Genomic DNA, 13,204 nt, shown 5'->3' with positions numbered 1-13,204 from the left:
CGAGGAGACCCGAGATGACCCGCACGACCTCCGCCTTCCTGCTCGCCGCCGCTTTCGGCGCGCTCTGCCCCTTGACCGCCCGCGCCGACGAGACCGGCACCGCCACGATGGGCGTCGAGACCGAAGTGAAGCTGCTCTCCGACCTGCGCAACCGCGGCGTGTCGGATTCCGGCCGCAAGCCGTCGCTGCAGCTGGGCGTGCAGCTCGCGCACGAGTCCGGGATCATCGGCCTCGCGCAACTCTCCACGGTCAGCAAGAAGGCCTTCACCGACGGCGACGGCGTCAACCTGCTGCTCGGCACCGGCTACCGCTTCGGCGATCCGGACGGCTGGCACTTCGGCGTGGGCCTGGCCAAGGAGTTCTTCCCCGGCGCGAAGTTCGACGCGCCGCACGGCATCGACATGGAAGCCGGCGTGCCGGTGGACTTCCGCCGCACGCGCTACGACACCGCCTACGCCGTGCTGGAGATCGGCTGGGGCAGGCTCGAAGGGCGCGTCCTCAACGTGCTCTCGCGCACCTACCGCGGCGCGGACACCGGCGGCGTCTGCGGCCAGATCCTCGTCGCCGCCGTCGATCCCACGCCGGCGCTCGAGTGCTATGCGCGCGGGGACCACAACTCGCGCGGCAGCCTGCTCTACGACCTCACCTACCGCCATCCGCTCACACCCACCACCACGCTGAACCTGCACGCGGGCACGCAGAAGATCCGCCACTTCAAGGAGGCGGACTTCAGCGACTACTCGATCGGCATCACCCATCAGCGCTGGGGCCTCAACTTCACCGCCGAATGGGTTGCCACCAGCACGCATCGGCCCGAACTCTTCATGATCCCCGACGGCGACGGTTGGAAGCGCCAGGACAACAACACGCTGGTCGTCTCCGTGTCGCGCAAGTTCTGATGACATCGTCGGTCCCTTCGTTCCCCTCGTTCACCTCGCCGAACTCGCCGCTCGTGCTGGCGGTGGACCTCGGCACCAGCGGCTGCAAATGCGCACTGGTGAGCCTGGACGGCGAGGTGCTGGCCTGGGCCTTCCGTCCCGTTGCGCTGGTGGTCGACGGCGCGCGGGCCGAACAGGATCCGGAAGCCTGGTGGCGGGCCTTGCTCGAGGCCGCCGGTGAGGTGCTTGCGCCCGACGCGGCGCGGCGGCGGCGCGTGACGGCGGTGTGCTGCTCCACGCAGACCGAGGTCACCGTCTGCCTGGGCCACGACGGCCGCGCGATCGGTCCGGCCTTCAGCTGGCTGGACGCGCGCGGCGCCGCCGCGATCAAGCGTCGCCTGCGCGGGCGCTGGCTCAACATCGAGGGCTACGCGCCGCACAAGCTCTGGCGCTGGCTGCGGCTCACCGGCGGCGCGCCGTCGCTCAGCGGGCGCGATGCCGCCGGCCACATGGCCTTCATCCGCGATGAGATGCCCGCCGTTCACGACGCCACGCGCTGCTTCCTCAATGCGCTCGACTACCTGAACTACCGTCTCTGCGGACGGCTCTGCGCGACGCAGGATTCCATCCTCACCAGCTGGGTCACGGACAACCGCGATCCCTCACGCGTCCGCTACGACGACCGGCTGATCCGCGGCCTGGGACTCGACGCCGGCAAGCTGCCGCCGATCGTGCGGTCCACCGACGTGCTGGGCCCGCTGCTCCCCGACGTCGCCGCGGCGCTGGGACTCTCCGCGTCCACGCCGGTCGTGGCCGGCGCCGTCGACACCTCCGCCGTCGCGGTCGGCGCCGCGGTGTCGGACTTCGAGACCCACCTGTACCTGGGCACCTCGTCGTGGCTGGGCGCGCACGTGCCGGAGATGCGGACCGACGTCCGCCACAAGATCGCCGCGGTGCCCTGCGCGGTCGACGATCGCTATCTCGCGCTCGCGCTGCAGTCGACGGCCGGCGCCAACCTGTCCTTCCTGCGCGACCGCATCCTGTACCACCCCGACGAGCTGGCCTCCGACGAGGAACACCCCGCCGTCTACGAGCTGCTGGACAAGATCGCGGCGCGCGTGCCGCCGGGGTCGCGCGGGCTGATCTACACGCCGTGGCTCTTCGGCGAGCGCACGCCGGTCGACGATCCGCTGCTGCGGGCGGGTCTGATCAACCTCTCTCTGGAACATTCGCGGGAGGACATCTTCCGCGCCTTCCTGGAGGGCGTCGCGCTGAACACGCGCTGGATGATGGAGCCCTTCGCGCGGCTGCTGGGGCGCTCGCCCGGCACGATCGCGGCGGTGGGCGGCGGCGCGCAGAGCGACGTCTGGTGCCAGATCTTCGCGGACGTCACCGGCCAGCCGATCCGGCAGCTCGAGCATCCGATCCAGGCCAACGCGATCGGCGCGACCTTCCTCGCCGGCATCGGCACCGGCGCGCTGCGCTTCGGCGATCTGGCGACGCTGCGCCGCACGCGCCGCCTCTATGAGCCGGCCACCGCGCTGAGCCGGCTTTACGGCGACAAGTTCGAAGCCTTCAAGGAAGTCCGCATGCGCCTGGCGCCGCTGTACCACCGGATCAACCGGGTCCCCGAGACGGACGCGGCGGCAGGCGTCAGGACCGCCCCGGCGACAGGAGCCGCGACATGAAACACGAGGTCGAGCGCCGGCACGTGGTGGACCTCTGCCTGCGCCTGTCCGAGCGCGGCTACTTCGCCGGCACGGGCGGCAACCTGATGCTGCGCATCGATGACGAGCTCGTCGCCGTCACGCCGTCGGCCACGGACTACCTCGTCATGCGGCCCGAGGACGTCTGCGTGCTGCGGCTGTCGGACCTGGCCGTGGTCGACGACGCGCGCACGACCGCGCGCATTGACGCGAGCACTGACGCGAGCACTGACGCGAGCACTGACGCGAGCATCGATGCGAGGAGCAGCGCCCGCAAGCCCTCCGTCGAGACCGCCCTCCATGCCCGCGTGCTGCGCGCCAGACCGGACGTCGGCTGCAGCATCCACACGCACCAGCCGCTGGCGAGCGCCTGCGCGCTGATCGGCCAGCCGCTGGTCGTGCCGGAAGCGTTGCGGCGCTGGCTCGGCGAGGAGGTGCCGGTCGTCGGTTATGCGCCGTCCGGCACCGCCTGGCTGGCGGGCAAGCTCGCCAAGGCCGTCAGCCCGGATCGACAGGTCTACCTGCTGCGCAACCATGGCATCCTGTGCTGCGCCGCGGACAGCCCCACCGCGCTCGAAGCCGTCGAGCGCCTCGAGACGCTCGCCCGCGACCTGCTGGCGGCGCGCATCGACGAACGCGCCCACCGCGAGCCCGCCCTCCGAGGCAGGCTCGCCCCGGTGCGCGATCTGCTGCTTCATCTCAAGGGACCGTGATGTCTACGCTTGCCTCCGCCCCCACCTCGCCCGCAGACCCCACCTCGCCCACCGCCGCCGGCATCGCCGCGCCCGCGCAAGGCGGGGGACATGCCGCTTCGCCATCCGGCGCCCTGCCGCCGGACGCGCCCGCCGTGCCCACCTGGCCGGACACGCACGCGCTCTACGAGCGCTTTGCGGCGCTCGTGAACCAGCCGATGCGGCCGATCCGGCCGGACGCGATGCCCAAGGTCCTGCGCTGGTTCGACGATCACTGCGCCGGGTCGAAGCGCCTGGCGGAGCAGGCCGCCGCCGTGATCCCGGGCGGCGTGCAGCACAACCTCGCCTTCAACCACCCGTTCCCGCTGGCGATCACGCGCGCCGAGGGCGCGCACCTCACCGACATCGACGGCAATCGCTACATCGACTTCCTGCAGGCCGGCGGCCCGACGCTGCTCGGCAGCAATCCGCCGGCGGTGCGCGCGGCGGTGCACGCGCTGCTCGACGACTGCGGCCCGGTCACCGGCCTGCTGCACGAGTACGAGGTCAAGCTGGCCGAGCTCGTCTGCCGCCACATGCCCGGCGTGGAGATGCTGCGCATGCTGGGCTCCGGCACCGAGGCGGTGATGGGCGCGGTGCGGCTGGCCCGCACCTTCACCCGGCGTCAGCGCGTCATCAAGATCGGCGGCGCGTATCACGGCTGGAGCGACCAGCTCGTCTACGGCATGCGGCTGCCGAAGACAGGCCGCATGGAAGCGATCGGCATCCCGCGCGGCGCCACGGCGCACACGCAGGAGTGCCTGCCCAACGATCCCGAGGCGCTGCGCCGGCTGCTGCGCTGGAACCGCCTGCGCGGCGGCACGGCGGCGGTGCTGCTGGAGCCGTTCGGGCCGGAGAGCGGCACGCGGCCCGTGCACCGCGAGTTCAATGCGCAGGTCCGCGCGCTCTGCGACGAGTTCGGGGCGCTGCTGATCTTCGACGAGGTGGTGACCGGCTTCCGCGCCGGCATGGGCGGCGCGCAGGCCTACTTCGGCGTGACGCCCGACCTGACGGTGCTGGGCAAGTGCCTGACCGGCGGCTACCCGATGGCGGGCGCGATCGGAGGGAAGCGGGAGATCATGATGTCGCTCGTCGGCGGGATCGGGACGACCTCGCGGCGCGCCTTCGTCGGCGGGACCTTGTCGGCGAATCCGCTCAGCTGCGTGGCGGGCTATCACTCGCTCCTGGAGGTGGAGCGCACCAACGCGCCGGCCGTGGCCGGTCGGGCCGGCGAGCGCCTGCGCAGGGGACTGGAGGAGATCATCCAGCGGCGCGGTCTGCCATATGTGGCCTACAACCTCGGCTCCATCGTGCATCTGCAGACCTCGGGCGTGCTGCTGCTCGACACGAGCAGCCTGTGGAAGCTCATCAAGGTCAAGGACGAGGCCAAGCGTCGCAAGCACATGATGGAGGAGATGGGTGCGGCGTTCACCGCGCACGGCTTGATCTCGGTCGCGGGCAGCCGTCTCTACACGAGCCTGGCCGACACCGACGAGGTCATCGACGACGCGCTGAACCGCTTCGACGACGTGATGGCGCTGGTATGAGCGACGACGCGCTCCGCGATGCGTGGCTCAGCCTCCGGCAGCGGCTGCTGGCGCGCGGACTCATGCCGGACGCCGCGGACAGTCTCTCGCTGCGCGATCCCGCGAACGGCCAGTTGGGATGGGGAACGGCCACGGACGCCTCGATGCGGACGATGCCGCTCGCGCCGGCCGAGGGCCGCGGCACGGGCGCGCTGGCGCTTCATCGAACGGTCTACGCCGCTCGGCCCGACGTCTGCGCGGTGCTCGTCGGCGGAGGCCCGTTCTGCCGGCAGATGGCGGCCTTCGGCGGATCGATGCCGCCGGTCTTCGACGAACAGATCCGACAACTCGGCCACATGGCGCGGCCCACCGACGACCTGTCGCAACTGCCGGCCGCGCTGGCCGATGGCGGCAACGTGGCGCTGCATGCGGGTCAGGTCTTGCTGCTGGGGATGACGCCGTCGCGGCTCGCGCTCAACGCGGAGCTCTTCGAGAAATGCGCGAAGGCCTGGATCCCGGCGACGGCCAGCGGCGCCAAGCTGCGCACGCTGCCGTGGCTGGTGCGACACGTCGCGAACGGCCGCCTGATGAAGGAAGAGGCGCGCGCCCGCGAGCAGGTGCGGCTGGGGAATCCGCCGGCGGAGACTAGTGGCTACTGACCTTCCCCAGGATCGTCACGGCTGCGCCCTCCGGATGACGATGTCGAGGCGCGCTCTGCGCGCCGGTCGCTCCGTCGCGCCGCTCCGTGCGGGCAACGCTCAAAGCCAAACGCTTGCGGCGGGTTTCCACGGACGCGAGGCGGGCGGCGGCCCGACAGACTGGCGATCCCTTCCCAACGGGCGCCGCCAGTGACTGCCAACGACCGCCTCCCCGGCGACTCGTCACGACGAGCGCCGGCGCTTGTCCCCCAGGAGTTCTTCGCCGCCGACGCGGCCGGTATCCCGCTGCGCGCGATCTTCGGCATCGCGGGGGAAGCCGCCGACGGCGTGTCGACGGACCGCGCCCTGCTCATCGCGCAGGCCTGCCTCAGCGGCTGGCTGCGCCACGCCCATTTCGGCGATCTGGAGCTCGTGCCGTCGGCGGAAGAGTTCACCCGCATCGAGACGCGGCGCCGGCTCGTCTTCTTCGAGGTGGCCGCTGTGCTCGCGCGGGTGGAAGCGGCGCAAGGGCGATTGGCCTGACAGGGCCATTCTTCGGCCTTGCGTCCACGGCCATCACTGGCACCCTGATGCCCATCAGATCGCATGGCGTGAGGTAGATTCCTTCGACTTCAGCGGACCCGGACATGAAGGAACAGATACCACCGTCAGAAGAGGATCGGCAGCTCGGCAACTTGGTCAAGGCTGCACTGGCTCTGGTCCTCATGGTGCTCATCATGTTCTGGTGGTGGAACTATCCGCTTCCCAGCGGCAAGCGGCCCGACCTCTTCGGTTTCGTCCAGTTCTTCGGGCGCGAGTTGCTGTTCGTCATCCCGCTGATCCTGGTGGCGGTGATCCTTGCCGTGGTCGCAGCTTGGCGCATCTGCGCCCGAGGATTGAAACGATGGGGTCGAGCTCGAAGCGACTAGGACGAGCCCCATCCAGCCGCCTTACGCGTCGGTTCACCGGCGCCATCCGCAGGCCGTGACACGCCTTGCCGATTCAACGGACGATTCGATTACAACGCTGCAAGCGCTCTTCCCTCACGGGCAACGAGCATCCAAACCCGCAGAGCATCGGATCAAGGCGCCCCATGAAGATGTACATCCTCATACGAGACGACATTCCCCTCGGATTCGCGATGGTCGCGGCCGCGCATGCCTCCCTGGCGGGATACCTCAAGTTCCGTGACACCCCCGAGGTGGCCCGCTGGCTGGATCCAGGCCCGTTCTTCAAGGCGGTCTGCAAGGTGAGCGCCAAGGAGTTTGAACAGGCCAAGCAGGTCGAGGACCATGTCGTCCTCACCGAATCAGCGCTCGGTCATCAAGAAGTCGCGATCGCCTTCAAGCCGCGCGAAGAGTGGCCGAAGATGTTCCGCTTCCTGCGGCTCTATCGCGACGCGCCGGCCCACGGCAGTGATCCAAGCCAGAGTCCCTGATGAACAAGTCCAAGCCGCCGCTCTATCGCAAGGAGAACACGACCGCGCACACGATGCGCAGCCGGCATCGGGCTCGCGATTTCGGTGATGCGCGGAACACCAAGGCGGAGCAGACATCCGAAGCCAATCGCCGCCCCATGCATGGCAAGAAGCAGCGTGGCCGCGACTACACGCCGCTCTATCGGTTCCTGCTGTCCAAGGTGGGCCAACCCTGGTCGGCCGTCCATTCGGAGGCCATCGGAAAGACTCGATCGCGCCGATCCGATCTTCTGGATGGTCGCGTTGCGCGAGGAAGATCGGGAGGACTATGTCTGCACCGGCGAATCGACCTACTTCAGCGGCCTCTACGTCGATGACGACGGTGTCCTGCGCATCGTGAATCCCGAGTTCGGTCCGTCCACGCTGGCGCCGACCTGCCGCTGCTGCACGCACACGTTCAACGGCGTTCCGTTCACGAAGCAATACCGCTATCTGGGCGAGTGAACACCGCCCGCTTACCCCTTTCTGGGTAGCTCCGCCGCGCAGTCGTTTCACCCTTCGCATCTCATTACCCACCGTCACATCCCTCAGGATTTCAGGTTCGTAAAGTCGCCTCGCCCTCATCAGCGGAGCTTCACGAACATGATCGGACTGGACACTTCCAAGCGCCACGCACACTCGCCACAAGCGACCTTGGCCCGACGTTTCCGATGGACGCTCACGCCCATCCTGCTGGCCGCGTTGACGGCCTGTGGCGGTGGCGAGGGACTCGACCCGCGCGTCGCCGCACAGGACGCGGCGCCCGCGCCCGACGCGCAGGACGACGGCGATCGCGCCACGATCCAGGCCAAGGCCCCCGCGAAGTTCCGGCACCCGGGCATCTTCATGAGCCAGGCGCGGTTGGACACGTTCAAGGCCTCGGCCAACTCCCCGTCCGGAAGCGGCATCAAGACGGGTTATGCCGTGGTCCTCGCCGACTCGCGCAGCAACTACACGTATGCGCATCAGGCCCTGACCACCGTGGAGGTCGTCGGCAGCGCCCGCGGTCCGCAGGAATCGCGCTTCAAGAACGATGCGATGGCCGCCTACCTCAACACCCTGCGATGGGTGAAGACCAACGACGTGCGCCATCGCGACAAGGCCGTCGCCATCCTCAACGACTGGGCCACGACCTTCCGCGGCTTCACCGTCGCCTCCGGCACCAACGCCGCGCAGGTCCAGCTGGAAGCGGCGTGGATGCTGCCGGTATGGATCAGCGCGGCCGAGATCCTGCGGCATCACGGCGGCGGCCTGGGCAACTGGCCGGCCGCCGAAGTCACGCGCTTCAACGGCTTCGTTGACCGCCTCTACACCGAGACCGCCAAGGCGCAATCGCGCGTCAACAACTGGGCCGTCTCGGCCGCGCTCGGCATGATGGCCACCGGCGTCTTCCAGGACAACCCGACACGCTATGCCGCGGGGCTGACGCGGCTGATCGAGATGATCCCGGTGTCGATCTACGGCAACGGCGAGATCAACGAGCTGAAGGCCCGCGACTGCTGGCACCCGCAGTACAACCTGATCGGCATCGCGCAAGCCGCCGAGATGGCCGCGAACCAGGGCGACAACTCGGTCTGGATGCACAAGCCCAATGCCAAGGACGCGCTCCCGCGCCTGGCCATGGGCCTGGAGTACATGGCCAGGTCGCTGAACAACGGATCGGGCGTGCGCGACTGCCGCAGCTATCACACCGAATCGGGCTACACCGAACTGGCGCTCAACGGCTACGTCAGCCGCGGCGTCGCCATCCCCAACTTCCAGTCGTACGTGCGCTCGCACGGCCCCGACCAGGGCGGGTTCGAGTTCCTCGGCTGGACCACCGCCACCCACGGCACCGACACCAGCGGGGCCACGCCGCCACCGCCGCCGCCTGCGCCCGCCCCTTCTCCTGCGCCGTCCCCAGCGCCGTCTCCTGCTCCGGCTCCCTCTCCAGCGCCCTCACCGGCCCCGGCACCGTCGCCCGCACCGGCCCCTTCGCCCGCGCCCGCGCCGAGTTGCCCCGCATGGAGCGAAGGCAAGACCTTCAACGTCGGCACCGTCGTCAGCTACCAGGGCAAGACCTACAAGGCCCTGGTCACGCACACCGCGTGGGCCGGCGCCGGCTGGAACCCGGCCTCGACGCCGACCCTATGGACGCCGACGGCGGCCGGTTGCGGAACCTCGAGGTAGGTCGGACGGCGTCGCTCCATCCGCACAAACCTCCCCCCTCAGGGTGACCAAGGTCGCCCCGCCGCTGAGGGATACTCCCTCGCGACGGTCGACTTGGACCGTGCCTTTCGTGGAGCAGCGCCATGGGCCTGATGGACTTCATCAAGAAACAGTTCATTGACATCATCCAGTGGACGGAGGACGACAACGGCGTCCTCGCGGTCCGCTACCCGATGCAGGACTTCGAGATCCAGTACGGCGCCTCCCTCACCGTCCGCGAGTCGCAGATGGCCGTCTTCGTCAACGAAGGCAAGGTCGCCGACGTGTTCGGCCCCGGCATGTACAAGCTGACCACGCAGACGCTGCCGGTCCTCACCTACCTCAAGAACTGGGACAAGCTCTTCGAGTCCCCCTTCAAGAGCGACGTCTACTTCTTCTCCACCCGCCAGCAGGTGGACCAGCGCTGGGGCACCACCCAGCCCGTCACCATCCGCGACAAGGACTTCGGTGCCGTGCGCCTGCGCGCGTTCGGCAACTACTCGTATCGCATCGTCGATCCGAAGAAGTTCCACACCGAGATCTCCGGCACCCGCGAGCGCTACACCGTCACCGAGCTCGACGGCCAGCTCCGCGGCCTGATGCTGCAGCACATCTCCGACGCGGTCGCCCAGTCCGGCATCCCCTTCCTGGACCTCGCCGCGAACCAGGTCGAGTTCGCGAAGGCGCTGATGGAAGCCACCGCGCCGTCCTTCGACGCGCTCGGCCTCAAGCTCGAGATGGTCACCCTGCAGAACGTCTCCCTGCCCGAGGAGCTGCAGAAGATCCTCGACCAGAAGATCGGCATGGGCATGATCGGCCAGAACATGGGCCAGTTCATGCAGTACCAGACCGCGCAGGCCATCCCCAAGCTCGCCGAAGGCGTGGGCTCGGGCGGCGGCGGCATCGCGGGCGATGCGATGGGCCTGGGCGCCGGGCTGGCGCTCGGCCAGACCATGGCGCAACAGCTGCAGCAGGGCCTGACCGGCGCCAACCAGGCGGCCGCTCAAGCCGCCGCTCCCGTGCAGCCGCAACCCGTCAGCGCCAGCGCCGACGAGGTGCTCCTGCTGCTGGAAAAACTCGGCGACCTCAAGGCCAAGGGCATCCTCACCGACGAGGAGTTCGCGACCAAGAAGGCCGAGCTGCTCAAGAAGCTCAGCTGACGCCACCCGGCGCGTCTCGTTCCGGGTCCTGATTGGCTACCGCTTCCCCCCAGCGCCGCTGGCAGGCGCACTGCCCGAACTGCGGGGCGCCGGTCGAGTTCGCCTCGGCCGCGTCCGCCAGCGCGGTCTGCAGCTATTGCCGCTCCACGCTGCTGCGTGAGGGCGACGCGCTGCGCAAGATCGGCACCAGTTCGGAACTGTTCGAGGACTACTCGCCGCTGCAGCTCGGCGCCGCCGGGCGCTACGCGGGCGCGGGCTTCGTCGTGGCCGGCCGGCTGCAGATGGCCTATGCCGACGGCAGCTGGAACGAGTGGCACATCCTCTTCGACGCCAGCGCCGACCAGCCGCCCCGCAGCGGCTGGCTGGCCGAGGACAACGGCAGCTTCGTCATCAGCTTCGAGGCGCCGCTGCAGGAGCGCGCGCCCGATCCCGCCACGCTGCGGCCCGGCGGGCTGCAGATGCTGGCCGGCACGGCGTGGCAGGTCGCGTCCATCGTCGATGCGACGCTGGCCGCCGCCGAAGGCGAACTGCCGCACCCGCCGCAGCTCGCGAAGAGCTACCCCGTCGTCGACCTGCGCAACACCGCCGATGAGGTCGCGACACTCGAGTACGGCGATCCGGCCCAGCCCACCTGGTCGATCGGACGCGCGGTCCAGCTCGCCGATCTCGCGCTGACCGGTCTGCGCCAGGAAAGCGGTGCCACGCTGCAATCCAAGGCGCTGCCCTGCCCCAACTGCGGCGCGGCGCTCGAACCGAAACTCGGCACGACGCAGTCCATCGTCTGCGGCCAGTGCAAGTCCGTCGTCGATGTTTCGACAGGCGCCGGCGCCGACCTGGCCGCCTATCGCCAGAACACCGGCGGCGAGCCGCAGATCCCGCTCGGCACGACCGGCATGCTCGCCATCGAGGGCGGCACGCCCAAGCCCTGGCAGGTCGTCGGTTACCTGGAGCGCTGCGACCTCCCCGAGTCCAGCGAGGACGAACAGACCTTCTGGCGCGAGTACCTGCTGTTCAGCCGCATGGAGGGCTTCGCCTTCCTCGTCGACACCGAGGACGGCTGGAGCGTCGTGCGCCCGATCACCGGCGCGCCGTCGAACGCGGGAGCGAAATCCGTCCGCTACAAGGACAAGGACTTCAAGCACAAGTGGACCTACACCGCGAAGGTCACCTATGTGCTCGGCGAGTTCTACTGGCGCGTCAAGCGCGAGGAACGCGCCCTCGTCCGCGACTACGAATGGCGCAACGGCACCCGGCTGGAGCTGCTCAGCAGCGAGCAGGCCGGCAACGAGGTCACCTGGAGCCACGGCCGCGCCGTGGACGCCGCCGAGGTGCGCCGCTTCTCCGCGCTGCCCGAGGACAAGATGCCGGCGCTGCGCCGCGACGTGACGTCGGGCATGGACCAGGGCAAGCTGCTGCGCAACATCATCATCGGGATCTTCATCATCGCGGTGCTGTTCGCGATGCTGCGCGCCTGCAGCAAGGATGATTGCGACCGCTACAAGGACACCTACGGCGAGACCAGCGCCGAGTACCAGCAGTGCAAGCGCAGCAGCCGCGGCTCCGGCGTGGGCTACGTGGGCTCCAGCGGCGGCTCGTACGGCGGTTACAGCAGCGGCGGCGGCGGCCACAAGTAGTCACCAGTCTCACCCAGAGTCACCACGACGACGACGGCAATCGCGGAGACACTCCGGCAGCTCGGATCTCCGCCCGCCGTTCCCCACCGACTTCACGTCCGACATCAGGACCGATCAGGAGAACGACATGGAAGGTTTCGAATGGCTCAAGCCCGCGATCGTGCTGGGCTCCATCCTGTACGCCCTCATCGGCGTGCTGGTGTTCTGGATCAGCTTCGTCGTCATCGACAAGCTGACCCCGTACAAGCTGTGGGAAGAGATCGTCGAGCACAAGAACATGGCCCTGGCCGTCGTGGTCGCGGCGATGTGCATCTCCATCGGCCAGATCGTCGCCGCGGCGATACACGGTTGAACTGAACAGACCTTCATGCGCTCCTTCGTCCGATCCGTTGCCCGCTCCGCCGCCCCGCGCGCGTCGACTGTGTCGACCGCGCTGGCCGCGCTCGCCGTCCTGGTGGCGGCGGCCGCCGGTCCCGCGTCCCGCGCAGCAGCAGACCTACAAGCCGCCCCCGCTGCCGAAGCCGTCCGGCATCGCGCCCAAGGGCGACTTCACGAAGGACCTGCAGCGCGCGCGGCCAGAGGCGGACCCGGGCCAGGCCGCCGGCAATGAAGGCTCCGACGAGGCCTTCCGCGCCAAGGCCGAGGCCGACGCGATCCGCAAGGCCAACGCGGCGGGCCGGCACGACCTCATCAAGCGCACCGGCTCGCGGCTGGTGCTGCCCACCGTGTCGGGCCGGCCGGAGATCTTCGACAGCGTCTGGCCCAACGCCAGCGGTCACAGCGAGGCCGCCTACGAGGACTACCGCTTCGACGGCCTGTCGCCGGATCGCGAGTTCTTCGTCGTGCGCGCGACCTACTACGAGAGCAGCGACGTCATCTGGGTCTCGCGCCAGGACGGCGAGCGCTACCGGCTGCGCGCCACGCCCAAGCCCTCGCCGGACGGCAGCCTGCTCGCGGTCGTCAGCGCCTCCGAGCTGATGGACTTCAACGGCATCCTGATCTGGGAGCGCGCCTCGAGCCGACTGGTCGAGAAGTTCCGCCACGAACCCGGCGAGCGCTACGCGCTCTACCGCTTCATGCGCTGGAAGGACAACCGGACCATCGAGCTCGAACGGACCACGCAGGGTGATCCCCTCACCTGCCGCGACGCGATGGAGGAGACGCTGGTCGTGCTCACCCGCGAGGGCGACAACTGGTCGCTCAAGGACGTCACGGCGCCGCGCTGCAAGCGCTGACCTGCCCGTTCGGGGGGGCCGACCTCACGACCTGACCCCGCCCGGGGGCAGGT

14 protein-coding genes are annotated in these 13,204 nt (G+C 69.3%); all 14 read left to right on the top strand.

Features of this window, described 5'->3' with window-relative positions; genetic code table 11:
* The first annotated feature begins 14 nt into the window (after positions 1-14).
* The 14 genes from ACFJIX_RS20025 (at position 15) to ACFJIX_RS19960 (ending at position 13,151) form a co-directional block, all read left to right on the top strand.
* A complete protein-coding gene (locus tag ACFJIX_RS20025; RefSeq protein ID WP_377154117.1) occupies positions 15-899 on the top strand; it encodes a TorF family putative porin in 885 nt (294 codons plus the stop codon).
* A complete protein-coding gene (locus ACFJIX_RS20020) occupies positions 899-2,566 on the top strand; it encodes an FGGY-family carbohydrate kinase (protein ID WP_377154114.1) in 1,668 nt (555 codons plus the stop codon). The genes ACFJIX_RS20025 and ACFJIX_RS20020 overlap by 1 nt, the downstream gene beginning before the upstream one ends.
* The gene (locus ACFJIX_RS20015) at positions 2,563-3,297 is read left to right on the top strand and encodes a class II aldolase/adducin family protein (protein WP_377154112.1); all 735 of its coding nucleotides are present in this window, start codon (positions 2,563-2,565) and stop codon (positions 3,295-3,297) included. The genes ACFJIX_RS20020 and ACFJIX_RS20015 overlap by 4 nt, the downstream gene beginning before the upstream one ends.
* Positions 3,297-4,862, top strand: a complete 1,566-nt coding sequence (locus tag ACFJIX_RS20010) for an aspartate aminotransferase family protein (RefSeq protein ID WP_377154109.1) — start codon at positions 3,297-3,299, stop codon at positions 4,860-4,862. Before ACFJIX_RS20015 ends, ACFJIX_RS20010 begins: the two co-directional genes overlap by 1 nt.
* Positions 4,859-5,500, top strand: coding sequence for a hypothetical protein (locus ACFJIX_RS20005; protein WP_377154107.1), 642 nt, complete (start codon positions 4,859-4,861; stop codon positions 5,498-5,500). The genes ACFJIX_RS20010 and ACFJIX_RS20005 overlap by 4 nt, the downstream gene beginning before the upstream one ends.
* A gap of 189 nt (positions 5,501-5,689) precedes the next feature.
* On the top strand, positions 5,690-6,022 hold the full coding sequence (locus ACFJIX_RS20000; RefSeq protein WP_377154105.1) for a hypothetical protein: 333 nt from the start codon (positions 5,690-5,692) through the stop codon (positions 6,020-6,022).
* Positions 6,023-6,126: 104 nt separating this feature from the next.
* The gene (locus tag ACFJIX_RS19995) at positions 6,127-6,408 is read left to right on the top strand and encodes a hypothetical protein (RefSeq protein ID WP_377154103.1); all 282 of its coding nucleotides are present in this window, start codon (positions 6,127-6,129) and stop codon (positions 6,406-6,408) included.
* 164 nt (positions 6,409-6,572) lie between these two features.
* A complete protein-coding gene (locus ACFJIX_RS19990; protein WP_377154101.1) occupies positions 6,573-6,917 on the top strand; it encodes a hypothetical protein in 345 nt (114 codons plus the stop codon).
* Between the two features lie 273 nt (positions 6,918-7,190).
* Positions 7,191-7,400, top strand: a complete 210-nt coding sequence (locus ACFJIX_RS19985; RefSeq protein WP_377154099.1) for a hypothetical protein — start codon at positions 7,191-7,193, stop codon at positions 7,398-7,400.
* Positions 7,401-7,589: 189 nt separating this feature from the next.
* Positions 7,590-9,104 (top strand): carbohydrate-binding protein, encoded by a 1,515-nt coding sequence (locus tag ACFJIX_RS19980; protein WP_377154097.1) that lies wholly within the window; start codon positions 7,590-7,592, stop codon positions 9,102-9,104.
* A gap of 122 nt (positions 9,105-9,226) precedes the next feature.
* The gene (locus tag ACFJIX_RS19975; RefSeq protein ID WP_377154095.1) at positions 9,227-10,282 is read left to right on the top strand and encodes an SPFH domain-containing protein; all 1,056 of its coding nucleotides are present in this window, start codon (positions 9,227-9,229) and stop codon (positions 10,280-10,282) included.
* A gap of 32 nt (positions 10,283-10,314) precedes the next feature.
* Complete coding sequence (locus ACFJIX_RS19970) at positions 10,315-11,916, top strand: DUF4178 domain-containing protein (protein ID WP_377154093.1); 1,602 nt, start codon at positions 10,315-10,317, stop codon at positions 11,914-11,916.
* A 127-nt stretch (positions 11,917-12,043) separates the two neighbouring features.
* Positions 12,044-12,268, top strand: a complete 225-nt coding sequence (locus ACFJIX_RS19965; RefSeq protein WP_297525741.1) for a DUF350 domain-containing protein — start codon at positions 12,044-12,046, stop codon at positions 12,266-12,268.
* Positions 12,269-12,305: 37 nt separating this feature from the next.
* Positions 12,306-13,151, top strand: a complete 846-nt coding sequence (locus ACFJIX_RS19960) for a hypothetical protein (RefSeq protein ID WP_377154091.1) — start codon at positions 12,306-12,308, stop codon at positions 13,149-13,151.
* Positions 13,152-13,204: the final 53 nt, after the last annotated feature.

The organism is Roseateles sp. UC29_93 (assembly GCF_042695725.1).
Taxonomy (GTDB): domain Bacteria; phylum Pseudomonadota; class Gammaproteobacteria; order Burkholderiales; family Burkholderiaceae_C; genus Roseateles; species Roseateles noduli_A.
The sequence above is the reverse complement of the archived record's forward strand: the minus strand, read 5'-3'. Positions and strand labels throughout refer to the sequence as shown.